General features: G+C 44.0%; 14 protein-coding genes. 8 read left to right on the forward strand and 6 right to left on the reverse strand.

From position 1 onward, the window contains the following. Window positions 1-167: 167 nt before the first annotated feature. Window positions 168-1,223: an NAD(P)H-dependent flavin oxidoreductase gene (locus tag R8N49_RS20325; protein ID WP_170896882.1), complete on the forward strand. Its 1,056-nt coding sequence runs from the start codon at window positions 168-170 to the stop codon at window positions 1,221-1,223. Between the two features lie 38 nt (window positions 1,224-1,261). Here the strand turns inward: R8N49_RS20325 and R8N49_RS20330 are convergent, their stop codons facing one another. Then, window positions 1,262-1,741: a peptide-methionine (S)-S-oxide reductase gene (locus R8N49_RS20330; RefSeq protein ID WP_054701515.1), complete on the reverse strand. Its 480-nt coding sequence runs from the start codon at window positions 1,739-1,741 to the stop codon at window positions 1,262-1,264. Window positions 1,742-1,958: 217 nt separating this feature from the next. Between R8N49_RS20330 and R8N49_RS20335 the strand changes: the two genes are divergently transcribed. Next, the gene (locus tag R8N49_RS20335) at window positions 1,959-2,699 is read left to right on the forward strand and encodes a DNA-binding transcriptional regulator YciT (protein WP_054701518.1); all 741 of its coding nucleotides are present in this window, start codon (window positions 1,959-1,961) and stop codon (window positions 2,697-2,699) included. Here the strand turns inward: R8N49_RS20335 and R8N49_RS20340 are convergent, their stop codons facing one another. The 4 genes from R8N49_RS20340 to R8N49_RS20355 form a co-directional block, all read right to left on the reverse strand. Then, window positions 2,700-3,593 carry a DMT family transporter gene (locus tag R8N49_RS20340; RefSeq protein WP_005373960.1) on the reverse strand — a complete coding sequence of 298 codons (894 nt, stop codon included), beginning with the start codon at window positions 3,591-3,593 and terminating at the stop codon, window positions 2,700-2,702. Window positions 3,594-3,747: 154 nt separating this feature from the next. After that, window positions 3,748-4,104, reverse strand: a complete 357-nt coding sequence (locus R8N49_RS20345; RefSeq protein WP_042523322.1) for a VOC family protein — start codon at window positions 4,102-4,104, stop codon at window positions 3,748-3,750. Between the two features lie 29 nt (window positions 4,105-4,133). After that, complete coding sequence (locus R8N49_RS20350; RefSeq protein ID WP_054579245.1) at window positions 4,134-4,787, reverse strand: isochorismatase family protein; 654 nt, start codon at window positions 4,785-4,787, stop codon at window positions 4,134-4,136. A gap of 32 nt (window positions 4,788-4,819) precedes the next feature. Continuing rightward, window positions 4,820-5,545, reverse strand: a complete 726-nt coding sequence (locus tag R8N49_RS20355; protein ID WP_005373953.1) for an NUDIX domain-containing protein — start codon at window positions 5,543-5,545, stop codon at window positions 4,820-4,822. A gap of 298 nt (window positions 5,546-5,843) precedes the next feature. Between R8N49_RS20355 and pncB the strand changes: the two genes are divergently transcribed. The 4 genes from pncB (at window position 5,844) to R8N49_RS20375 (ending at window position 9,517) form a co-directional block, all read left to right on the forward strand. Then, window positions 5,844-7,154, forward strand: a complete 1,311-nt coding sequence (gene pncB, locus R8N49_RS20360) for a nicotinate phosphoribosyltransferase (protein ID WP_005373949.1) — start codon at window positions 5,844-5,846, stop codon at window positions 7,152-7,154. 320 nt (window positions 7,155-7,474) lie between these two features. Then, window positions 7,475-7,834, forward strand: a complete 360-nt coding sequence (locus R8N49_RS20365) for a hypothetical protein (RefSeq protein ID WP_005373947.1) — start codon at window positions 7,475-7,477, stop codon at window positions 7,832-7,834. 214 nt (window positions 7,835-8,048) lie between these two features. Continuing rightward, window positions 8,049-8,567: a glycine zipper 2TM domain-containing protein gene (locus tag R8N49_RS20370; protein WP_064369415.1), complete on the forward strand. Its 519-nt coding sequence runs from the start codon at window positions 8,049-8,051 to the stop codon at window positions 8,565-8,567. Between the two features lie 170 nt (window positions 8,568-8,737). Further along, window positions 8,738-9,517 carry a methyltransferase domain-containing protein gene (locus tag R8N49_RS20375; RefSeq protein WP_054730619.1) on the forward strand — a complete coding sequence of 260 codons (780 nt, stop codon included), beginning with the start codon at window positions 8,738-8,740 and terminating at the stop codon, window positions 9,515-9,517. A 63-nt stretch (window positions 9,518-9,580) separates the two neighbouring features. Here R8N49_RS20375 and R8N49_RS20380 read toward each other — a convergent pair whose 3' ends face one another. Next, the gene (locus tag R8N49_RS20380) at window positions 9,581-10,462 is read right to left on the reverse strand and encodes a DMT family transporter (RefSeq protein WP_005373940.1); all 882 of its coding nucleotides are present in this window, start codon (window positions 10,460-10,462) and stop codon (window positions 9,581-9,583) included. Between the two features lie 93 nt (window positions 10,463-10,555). On the opposite strand from R8N49_RS20380, the gene R8N49_RS20385 reads away from it, so the two are divergent. Together R8N49_RS20385 and R8N49_RS20390 are read left to right on the forward strand one after the other, a co-directional pair. Beyond that, the gene (locus tag R8N49_RS20385) at window positions 10,556-11,440 is read left to right on the forward strand and encodes a LysR family transcriptional regulator (protein ID WP_005387224.1); all 885 of its coding nucleotides are present in this window, start codon (window positions 10,556-10,558) and stop codon (window positions 11,438-11,440) included. A gap of 180 nt (window positions 11,441-11,620) precedes the next feature. Next, on the forward strand, window positions 11,621-12,235 hold the full coding sequence (locus R8N49_RS20390) for an outer membrane beta-barrel protein (RefSeq protein ID WP_005373936.1): 615 nt from the start codon (window positions 11,621-11,623) through the stop codon (window positions 12,233-12,235). Window positions 12,236-12,349: the final 114 nt, after the last annotated feature.

The raw sequence follows: 12,349 nt of genomic DNA on the forward strand, positions 1-12,349 counted from the left end.
CAGCATATTAAGGGAGCCATAGGCTCCCTTTGTCATTTCTATCAAAAGTGCATAGCGCACAAATGCATCACTTTAACTTTATAAGCGGTTAATCATGTGAAAGTCTAGTCTGGATAACGATGGCGCAGATCCATCACAGGTAAAGGTTAAGTTTTCAAGGAAAGAGCATGATAAACAAGGTATTTAATACACTTTTGGGAACAGAGTTACCGATTATTCAAGCGCCAATGGCCGGTGTGCAAGACAGCCAAATGACCATAGCCGTCAGTAATGTTGGCGGGCTTGGCTCGTTACCTTGTGGAATGCTGAACAAAGACGCCATCGTAAAAGAACTTCAACTTATCAAGCAGGCAACTAACCGACCGTTTAACCTCAATTTCTTTTGCCATGAAATGCCGGAGTATGACGCCAACAAGCACGAAAAGTGGCAAAAAACGCTGCAACCGTATTTTTCCGAGGTTGATGCAACCGTTCAGGTTCAGCCAAACGCTCCGACAAGGATGCCTTTCAATCATGATATTGCTGACGCGATTGAACCATTTGCACCGCCAGTGATCAGTTTCCACTTTGGTTTGCCAGACGATGATCTGTTAGCTCGAATTAGAGGGTGGGGAGGGAAGATCCTTTCGTCAGCGACCACGGTGGACGAAGCACTTTGGCTAGAAGCAAAAGGCGTTGACGGTATTATCGCCCAAGGCTTGGAGGCTGGTGGACACCGAGGTATGTTTTTATCGGATGATTTAACTACTCAATTAAGTTTGATGGCGTTATTACCACAAATCGCCAAACGGGTGAATTTGCCTGTTATTGCTGCAGGCGGAATCGCTGATAGAAGTGGGGTGGAAGCCGCGTTGAGATTAGGAGCTAGTGCCGTTCAAGTTGGCAGCGCCTATTTGTTGTGTGATGAGGCGAAAACATCGTCTTTACATCGATATGCCATTGCCAGTGAACGCGCGCAACATACCGCTGTGACCAATGTTTTCTCGGGCCGACCAGCGAGAGGCATTGTGAATCGCGCGATGTCGGAGCTAGGCTACATCAGTGAGTTTGCGCCGAAATTCCCATACGCCTCCATTGAAATGGCTCAACTAAGAGCGCTTATGGAAAAGCAAAACCGAGATGAATTCACTCCGTTGTGGTGCGGACAAAACTCGTCGGGTTGTAAAGAAATATCGGCGGCAGAAATGACATTGTCATTAGTGGAAGGCATCGATTTAAACTGATATGCATCTTGCCTTTTAAAGCGATGCTGACTGAATGGTTACGAGTTATCCCTGTATTTATGTAGTAAATCTAATGGGATGTGGCAGTAATCATTCGGAAAGTTTGTGAGTCTGTCTTGGTGCTCATCATCACTTGGCACATAATTTGTGAGTGGCAGTACTTCTACGGCGATCTTGTCGGCGTCCGGTCGTGCTGCGATAAACGCTTTCGCGATGGTGAGATGCTGTTCGTTTTGGCTATAAACACCAGTACGGTACTTCTCACCTACGTCTTCACCTTGCTTGTTAACGCTGTAAGGGTCGATTATCTCAAACAAATACCCCATTAAAGTTTCAACCGAAACTTGCTCAGGGTCGAACTGGGTTTTCACGCACTCTGCGTAGCCATCGTATTCGGATTGAGTGTTATCCGTTGTGCCATTTGCTCGCCCGGCTTCTGTGTTGATTACGCCCGGAAGGTGGCGCATAAATTCTTGCACGCCCCAAAGGCAACCGCCTGCGAAGTAAATTTCTTCCATTACTTTTATCCTAGTCTTTACCGTTGTTGGGATGTAGGGAGTTAACCCCTCTTCTTCCATCCCATTTTCGTTGCCCTATTATCTGTTGATGGGAGCGATATTCGCAAGGTACAGCTTGGCTAATCAGACCACGCGTTTTTTCCTTTTTACTTTCAAGTTCTTTTCATATGAAACATCAGGTGAGTATACTGTAAGCTCATCAATAAGGAGCGAACCTGTGAACCCAAGACAAAATGAAATCCTGCAATTAGTGAACGACCGTAAACGCGTTCAAGTCACAGAGCTTTCTGACATCATTGGCGTGTCGGGTGTGACCATCAGACAGGATTTGAACTTTCTGGAGCAACAGGGCTACCTAAAGCGCGTTCACGGCGCAGCTACCGCGTTGCAAAGTGATGACATTGATGCCCGCCTAGAAGTACGTTTCGATATTAAACAATCGCTCGCAAACCAAGCTGCGGATTTGGTCGCATCGAATGAGACAGTGCTGATTGAAGGAGGCAGTGCCAATGCGTTGTTGGCTCGGACATTGGCTGAGCGCGGCGATGTGACCATTATTACGCCATCGGCGTATATCGCCCATCTCATCCGTAACACTTCTGCCAACATTATCTTGCTTGGTGGCGTGTATCAGCACCAAGGCGAGAGCTTGGTCGGACCGCTGACTAAGTTGTGTATTGAGAACATTCATTTCAGCACGGCCTTCTTGGGTATTGACGGCTTCCATCAAGACACTGGCTTTACTAGCCGCGACATGATGCGCGCTGAGATCGCAGAAACCATCATTGCGAAAAAAAGGCGCAATATTGTTCTAACGGATTCTAGTAAATTTGGGCAAATTTATCCCTCATCAATTGGTAAGACTGACGAAATATCAGTGCTGCTGACTGACAAAGCCGCTCCGAAAAGCGACCTTGAACAAATCAAAAAGCTAGGTGTGGAAGTTATATTAGGCTGATTAAGCCACGCTTCGTTTTCTCTTCGCGAGCATTGCTGTTGGGGAGAAACCGGTGACTAGCATAGTGCCGCTAAGCACTAGAATTGTTCCTATGATGGTGTTAGAGCCGACGGGCTCATCTAGCACCAAGTAGCCCCATAAGATACCAAAAACAGGAACAAGAAAAGTGACAGTCAGTGCTGAAGCTGGGCCGATATCAGAAACTAAGCGGAAATAGAGCAAATAAGCGAACCCTGTGCATACAACGCCGAGCGTGACAACAGAGCTCCATTCGAAATGACTTGGTTCTGCACGCATTGGTAAGAATGGTAGCAGCGGCAGTACCCAAATAACCGCCGCCCACATGCTGCCGTGAGCATTGTCAAAAGCAGGTACTTGTGGCGCATTTTTAGTGTAGTTGGTAGCAATGCCATAGCTGAAAGAAGCCATCAAACTGGCGGCAATAGGGAGCATGGCTTCTTCACCTATGGTTGAAGTATCTAAGCCGACCAAGACTGCAACGCCTCCTATGCCTATTAGCATACCGAGAACAGATTTCGCTGTGAGTGGGCTGCGGTACCAAACAAAGCCAACTAGTGCTCCCCATATTGGGGCGGTTGAGTTCAATATTGCTAAAGTTGATGCATTCAGTGTCTGGGCTGCGTACGCAAAGAGTAAAAATGGAACTGCGCTATTGAATAAGCCAATAATAAAGAAGTGTTTAGTATGCGCAGTTAACGTGAGTTTCTTCTTCAAATATACGGCGATCAATAACAAAGCGACGGCGGCAAATGTAACTCGAAATTCGATTAAGTAAGCCGGCCCGAATGTGTTGGCGGCGACTCGCATAAACAGAAACGAGCCACCCCAAATAGCAGCGAGGCAGAGTAAGCGAAAAAAACTGACGGCAGTCATTTGACATCCTTGGTCGAGGTCTAGCGCCTCATCGATTAATTGTTGCGCTAACAGTGAATTAAACCAAGGATGAGGTCAACCAGAAATGTAATGCCAGTTCCGGATCTGGCTAGCTTGGGCTCACGTTGATGGTGTGTTGTTGATTTGTGATCACTTAATGGCTCTCTGACCATACTGCGAATTCATTTCCACTCGGTTCAGTGAAGTGGAATCGACAGCCGCCGGGGAATTCGAAAATAGGGCGGATAATTTTTCCACCATGCTGCTCTACTTTTGTCTGAGTGGCCTGAATGTCTGAGCTATAAAATACTAAAAGTGCGCCACCATTTGCGGTTTGGTTTATAAACTCAGATTTGAAGAATCCGCCATCCAACCCTTGTCCTGAAAATGCAGAATATTCTGGACCATAATCGGTAAAGCTCCAGTCAAAAGCACGCTCAAAAAATTGTTTGGTCGCACTGACATTAGTGGAACCAAATTCAACGTAATTCAATTTTTCATGTTGATGCATGGTGAAATCCTTCTCGGTTACTATCGTTTCTAAGCGAACTTTTCTACGATGATGTCGTCCGCTTTTTCGACAAATAATGCGCCATTATCTCTGAGCTCTGTCAGCACATTCTCTACATTATCAGGCAGCACCGCACGAGTTGAAGCAAGATTAACTACCACATTGTAGCCAAGTTCCAGCGCTTGCATGACGGATTTTTTCACACAAAAGTCTAAGGCAAGGCCACCGATAACTAAGGTATCAATCCCGTTGAACTTTAGAAATTCATGCGCGCCTGTCGTTTTGGTGTCGGCAATATCATGGAAAAAAATACCGTAAGGGTGCGCGTCAGGATCCATACCTTTATTAACTTGAAAATCATAGTCCAACACGGGTGGTAAACCATCTAGCAGCTCAGAACCTGTTGTGCCAAGCACACAGTGACGGTTCCACTTTATATCCACATTCGGTAAACCAACGGGCTCAAGCATATTGGATGGCGATTCTGCATCCCACTTTGCTTTTGGTGGGTGTAAGTCACGACTGACCAGTTTTAATCGGCCTTTGGCATGATTACTCAGAAGCTCCGGTACGATTTCCAACGCACCTGCAACGGGCAGTTCATTTGGACATAACTCACTAAAGCCTTTCTCTGGATCAACGTCGATCACTGCTGTAGTTTGATAGTTTACTCGAACAGTCATGGCAGACTCCTTGTCTGTCTGATTGTCTGCGTTTATCCACGCAAACAGTTTTGAAAAAAGGTTACTTCGTCGCTAGTCAGCGTATATACCATTGCGGGTTTTCCACCTTTGCCTTTGTTGGTTGAAGCGACTTTATTAGTGGGTTTTAGTACGCCTGAATCTATCAAGCGGCGCTTAATCGTCATTCGGCTGATATCAATACCAAACTCTTGATAAGCAGAAATGATGTCCGCAACCAAAAACTCTTTGTCTAATGCAAACAAAAGAACCGATGTGTATTCAATGGATGCACGAAGCTTTTGCCACGCTTTTTCAATGGTTTTTTGATGATCAAATGCGAGAGTCTCTTCTCCATTGAGAATAGCCTGTAGCGAAAACCATTTAAGTTGGCATTCCGGTACACCTGCATTATTTATTTGCTCTACATTGTTACGATCGACTAAGGCGTAGTGCGTAATGTTTAAGCTCCAGTCTTCTGGGTCGCGCTTTGGATCACCGTCGATAAACGCTTCGCTAAAATGGCGAGGGTAGGTATGGATTTTCTCACGGCAAATTCGGCGACGCGCCGCTTCAAAGTTTTCATCGGCCGGGCGTCCGCCTTCACTGGTTAAGTCTTTATCAAAGACAAATCCGCCCGGTAGTGCCCAGACTCCATGGTATGGCCGATTTGGATTTGAACGTTTAATCAACAACACTTCCAATCCCTTATCGGCACAGCCAGATAGCCTGAATGGAATAATGTCGACAGATACGATCATGGTTGGGTCCTAATATTGATTTGTAAGTAATCTAGCGCATAACAAGTGGTCAATCAATGGGTAAGTAACGAGTTGTTAGAAACGTTTTTGGTAGTGTTCGTAATACGGTTTGAGCATAAATTTACGGATGACTCTGACTTATTCACAATGCTTGCTCGAATTCTAGACAAAAAAACCTTATAAAAATGAGTGGTTAGTAACAAAAGTTGACAAACTATAGATGGGTGTTTATTGTTTACGCAAATTAGTTAGTAACAAAAAGTTATATACCCAGGAAGGGCATGTAGAAGGGCACCTAATGACCACCAAACTATTTTCTTCCCGCATCATTCAAAGCGCTTTGGATTTCGATGTCTACAAAGTCAATATGATGAGTGCTGTAACAGCGCTTTACCCTGATGCGATGGTGTCATATAAGTTTATCGTGCGCAGTGAGGAAGACCTCTCTGAGCTTTTGCCTGAGGTAAAAGCCGAAGTCCTTAAACTGCAAGATATTCAATTTACGCAAGAAGAAATTGAATATATTAAGCGTGTCGCGCCTTACCTGAATCCTGACTTTGTTGATGCACTGCGCCATTTCCGTTTCAACCCACAAAGTGATGTCTCTTTCCATAATAAAGCCATGGCTGATGGCTCAAGCCAGTTAAGAATTACCATTAACGGTTTGTGGCGAGATACCATCTTGTACGAAACGATCATCATGAGTATCGTGTCTGAAGTTCGTAGCCGTCAGCGTTGGTCAGATATCCCTGTTGCGCAATTTACCACTGTTTTAGAAGAGAAAGTTCGGCACCTAAAGTCGGAACTAAAACGTCGTAAAATCACTAACTTTAAATTTTCTGACATGTCGACGCGTCGACGTTTTTCCTTCCAAGCTCAGCGCACTATGCTGGAATATTTGTGCCAGGAAGTGCCGGAATGTTTGACAGGAACAAGTAACTATCACTTAGCAAAAGAGCTAAACTTGACGCCTATCGGCACCGTTGCTCATGAATGGTTTATGGGACACCAAGCTCTGGTGAATGTGCGAGATTCGCAAAAAGTGGCGTTGCAACGTTGGCAAAAAATGTTTAATGGTGCACTAGGTATTGCGTTAACCGATACGATTGGTATCGATGCTTTCCTTAAAGACTTTGATGAAGAACTAAGTAACGCGTACTTCGGTGTACGTCACGATAGTGGTTGCCCTTATAGCTGGGGTGAAAAAATGATTGCACACTACCAGTCACTGAATATAGACCCATTAACAAAAACACTGGTGTTTACCGACGGACTTAACTTCGAACAAGCGTTAGATATTTGCGAGTATTTCCAAGGACGTATTCAGGTGAGTTTTGGTATCGGTACTTTTCTTGCCAATGATATGGGTGATTATGTCAATAAAGATGGTGAAGCCTACCAGCCACTTTCTATCGTGATAAAAATGGTCACGTGCAATGGTTCACCGGTCGCCAAAATCAGTGACGAACCTGAGAAAGCCATGTGTGAAGATATCTTCTTTTTGATGAATCTCAAGCGCCGCTTTGAACAACCTCTTGATTTAAATGAGTGTCGTAAAATGATTGATCGTTTAGAAACTGAAGGTCAAAATTATCTCATCGACGCGTAGGCGTTATCCTCTCTCCATGATAAGCACCCTCTATCGTTACGACAAATTTATATAGGTAAACGTGGAGGGTGATTTCGTTATAGTAATATACAGAAGTAACCAGATACAGCGCAGGAAAGCACTCAAAAGTTGATGTGTTATCTGCCTTTGATTGGTGTAAATCGATACGTTACAGCATCGTGGACGGTGTATCTCATCCGACACTAAACTCAGTCTAATCACGTAGTTTATTCCCACGTACCATGAGCTCACTCGGGTATAGACGTCTATCTGCTTTTATGACTTTGGGCTTCACGTAGTTGCTTGAATCAGGAGTCAAAATGAACCTAGTAGTACATTTGCAAAAGAAAGCGATCCGAAAATATGGCTATGAGATGGCCACTCGCCAAGCATGGAAGTGTGGTATCAAGGCAAATCTTGTAAAGCGCGTGATTGGCCTTTTTAAAGGACAAATTGTTTGTGTGGTTGAAGGTTGCCGAGCAGAGTTTTCTTCTCCTCTTAATAACCCCCTTCACGAAGATGACAAGCAGGGGCGATATGTGTTTGTTGGCGGTGTATGCTGGGAACCAAATAACATTATAGCGCCTGGTTTCCCTGATTTTATGTTTATGCACGTGCGTAATCTAAGCCACCGCCATAAGTATTTAACGGATGACGAACTATTTTTGAGCTTGGCTTAAAAATAAATCTCATAGACTAGTCCAGCCCAATCATAATCAGTAGTGATACAGTTTTAGCTCTGTTGACATTCTGCTGAGTGTTTCTTGACGTACCTCTTATAAAACAGTGTTTCTTTACTTGTTAATAACAAAGGGTTTGTTTTCGTCTGATGTGATTTCCCTTTTGCGATTTACCATAACGCTCATCAAAGCAAACCATACTGGGATGTAAATCATGAATATGAAATCTATCGCAATTGCAACGGCAGTTGTTGCTGTACTAGCAGGCTGTAAAGACAAAACGCCACCAGCTCCAACTCAAGCAAACATTACTTTGGTTGAAGCGGTGACTGAAACGGTGAAAAAGCCGCACCAAGTATGTAAAGACGTGGTAGTAACCGAGCAAGTTACCCCTGCGGATGACAATAAAATTATTGGTACGGTTGGTGGCGCAGCAGCTGGAGCTGCGCTGGGCAACCAAATCGGTGGTGGCTCAGGTAAAGTGATTGCAACTGCAGCTGGTACGATTGCTGGTGCACTGACAGGTCGTAAGATCCAGGAGAATGTGCAAAAAGGTGATGTAGTAACAACGACGAAAAAACAGTGTCATACAGAATATACGACATCAGATAAAGTAGTGGGTTACGACGTCACTTACGAAGTTTCAGGTGCACCAACGACGGTTCGTTTGGCGAGCAAACCAGCGACAAAAACGTTCCCAATTCAAGATGGTAACGTTGTTCTACCACAATAGTTAGCGACTTAACCGAAGCGATTAACAAGCCCTTTTATCTTTGAGATGAAAGGGCTTTTTCACATACGCGGCGTTTTCATCTGTTTTCCTATTGGAATGTGCGGCCAGAAATACCCGTTAATTTCCGCGTTCGATACAATCACTTTTCTAAAAGTACGAACGGAAAAAACATGGAAGATTTTTACCTGACCGAGCACGGTCTGGCTGGTTATTTCGAAGCTCAATGGTTCGACAAGTTCATTGAGGATCAACAGATTGAGATGATAACCAGTCGCTCAAAACAAGTCCCACTTTCTTTTTTGTCATCACCTCACTGCTCCCAAGTTGCTGATTTTATTGCGCAGGCGGTAATCGAAAGCAGCGTTCAGCCGTATTCCCTACTTGAGGTTGGGGCGGCGCTGGGAAGAAATTATTATGAGTTAGTGCAACGCTTACCTAACCTTAAAGAAGCGACGCTTGTGGAGCCTTCAAATAGGTTAATGGATGGCTTGAAGCAACTGTTAATAGAAGAACAACGCGTCGAGCTTACTTACCTTCACGATGTGAACACCTTAAACACTTTAGAGGTTGAGAATAGAGATATCGTACAGAAATGTGCTCATGTTGATTTGACGCTAATTAACCAGCCTTTTGAGCTCGATACTCTCCAATCTCGCTTTGATTTAGTCGTATGTTTAAATGTGATTGATCAATGTGAGTCGCCACTTAGCGTGATCAATGCTCTAAAAAAAACCACCAAGGTGGGTGGGCTGATCGTTGTCTCTTGCACTTATCAGTGGAACGCGAAACACATCAAAAATAAAGAAGAGGCGGTTGATGATATCAAAGAATACTTTGCTGAAGGCTGGCGTCTAGTGTCGGAAGCCGAGCATGAATATCGCATCCGGTTTAATGATCGCTTTGCAAGGCAGTTTTTATCTCACGTAGTCGCTTACGTAAAAACCGATTAGAGCCACATAAAAAAACCGAGCACTTACGGCTCGGTTTTTTAGTCTTTGGGTTAGAGCACAACTTTAAGTAACGTGCGCTTCTTGTTGCTCTTGCAACTTTTTCTTGCGACGCTCTCGTTTAGAAAGCCAAACCAGAGGCACAACAATCATAATGGTTCCTATTGCCATAAATATGTCTGGCACTTCTCCAAACCAAATCAATCCCACAAACACGGCACCAATTAAGCCACTGTATTCAGCGCTGGCAATTTTGTTGCTATCGATCGAGCGGTAAGCGATGACACATGTTGCTGCATAAATCATGATGAACAAACTTGAGCCAGCAGCAACAGGGAAAGCACTCCAGTCCCAAGGTTCTGCTTCGATCAGAACAAGCAAGAAGGCTACTGGAATACCTGCCAAGTTTGTCATCAATAACGTTTGCATCACAGACTGATTTTTTGGCAGTTTTCGAATGAGCAAGTTATTGATTGCTAAAGTAATTGCAACAACTAAAGCTGAAATGGCTGCCCAATCGATTTGGTCTGGACGAATGATGACCAATACACCGGCAAAGCCCATTATCGCTGCGGCGACCGATTGCTTAGACAACTGTTCTCCAAAAAAGATTGCTGCAAGCGGCAACATGATCAATGGCGCGGCGTAAAAGATCGCGTTCGCAGTTGCGAGCGGTAAAGATGAGATCGCCAAAACCATGAATATTGCACCAAGTAACCATACGTGAGCGCGAACAGCATGCCACTTAAACCCTTCAAGAAAAGGCGCATTTTTTGTTAGCAGGTAGACTGGCAGCAGGAAAAGCACCGCTGATATTTGTCGGAAAAAGACAAATTGAAAAATAGGCACTTCATTTCCGACACTTTTAATTAAAGAGTCCGAAAGCACCGCAATGAGATTTCCAACAATTAATAGCAGCATCGCTGCTCCGACCGATGTAACTTTCACTTTTTCCTCTCCTCTTTCTTTGCCAAAGAGTAGGTGATGTCATAGGATGAAGTGAAGTGATATTTATTAGTTTAAGTATGAGATTTTTAGATAATGAAATTGCCACCACTCAGAGCGGTTCACTGTTTTGAATCTGTTGCCAGAAACTCTAGCTTTTCGCTTGCTGCTGAAGAACTCAATGTGACGCAAAGTGCCGTTAGCCACCAGATACGATTATTAGAAGATTACTTGGGTGAATCATTATTTATCCGCCAAGGCAGAAAGCTCTCTTTGTCCGATACGGGCACCCGCTATTTAGAGGATATTAGCCCAGCAATTAGCTCAATTGCGATGGCCAGCCAAAAGGTGCGAGAAGGGGACAAAGGCAGCATACGGTTGGCGATTTATAGCTCGCTCGCCGTAAAGTGGCTTATTCCGCGTTTGTCTGATTTTAAGCGCCTACATCCAGAAATCGATCTGACACTCAATATGGTCGTTGGTGATCCTGAACAGACAGACAGCGTTGGCGATTGTTTTATCACGGTAGAGAAGCCAAAGCGAAACTACATGTCGGTAAAGTTATACGCGGAGACGTTGTATCCGGTCTGCAGCCATAAAATTTGGAAAGAGTTGCAAGATCAACCGATTCCAGAAGCGCTTTGGCGATACCCTATTTTGTCGACAGACTCAATTTATCGAGAGAGAGGAAAAGATTGGGCAGAGTGGTGCAGAGCGGGCGGTTACACCTTGCCGAAAGATGTCGATGTTCAACATTTTAGTCATATGTTGTTGGCAATAGAGGCGGCGCGTTATGACCAAGGCATCGCATTTGCGAATGATTTTATGCTCAATGAAAGAGATAAAGCGCACGATTTGGTGTACATCCCTTCTCATGGATTGGAAACCGGAGACAGCTTTTATTTTATTCATAAAAAGAGTCGAGCCAAGCAAGCGGAAATCATCAAGCTCACTAACTGGTTGAAGCAGCAATGCTTGTGAAATGACTAAATTGTCAAAATTAAGAAAGAAAGTGGCAAAGTTGTGTCTAAATATTTCATGTTTTATTGAGTTTTTATTCATTAACATCCACTTGGTTTTGAAACCAAGTGAAATGGACAGCATGGCATGCTTAAGGATGGGCAAAACACAACCTCAATAATTAACAGGCAGTGAAATACAATGTTTAAAAAAACATGGCTAATGACAGCCCTTCTAGCAACATGTTCTGTTGCAAACGCAGCTCCTTACGTTGGTGCATCTGTAGGTCAAGCATCGTTTGGTGATGTTAATGGCTCTATCAATGGTGGTGGTACTAACGCTAGCACTAAACTTAAACTTGAAGATGACTCAAGCCTTTCAGGCAAAGTATTCGGTGGTTACAAATTCAACGAATACATTTCTCTAGAAGCAGCCATTGGTGGCTACGATGCTTTAGACGGCAAAGTTGTTACTGTTGGTGATATGAAGTATCTATCGATTCAGCCAAAAGCGACTCTACCGATTGGCGATCGTTTCAACCTTTTTGCTAAAGCTGGTCTTTCTTACTTCAATGCTGAATTCAAAATTAGCAACTCTGTGATTGACGGTAGCGCAGGCCATACCACCATTTCTGACAGCACTGTAACAGGCATGTACGGTTTAGGTGCAGAGTTCGCTATTACTGAAAACTTTGCTCTACAAGTTGAATGGGAATACATGATGCCTGAGCTAGACATTGCGAAATTTGGCAATGAAAAAGTAACGGTTGATGCAGACATCAATGTATTCTCTGTAGGTATGAGCTACCGTTTCTAAGTATACTTATTCAAGTTACCTCTTGGCTTAGTAAACGTTTTTGACTTCTGTTGGTCGAGCTGAGTCCAAGCTTTGAATTTGTTTAGATATAGCACAGGAAGTTTAGTTGCTAAG

Source organism: Vibrio sp. 1978 (genome assembly GCF_033344345.1).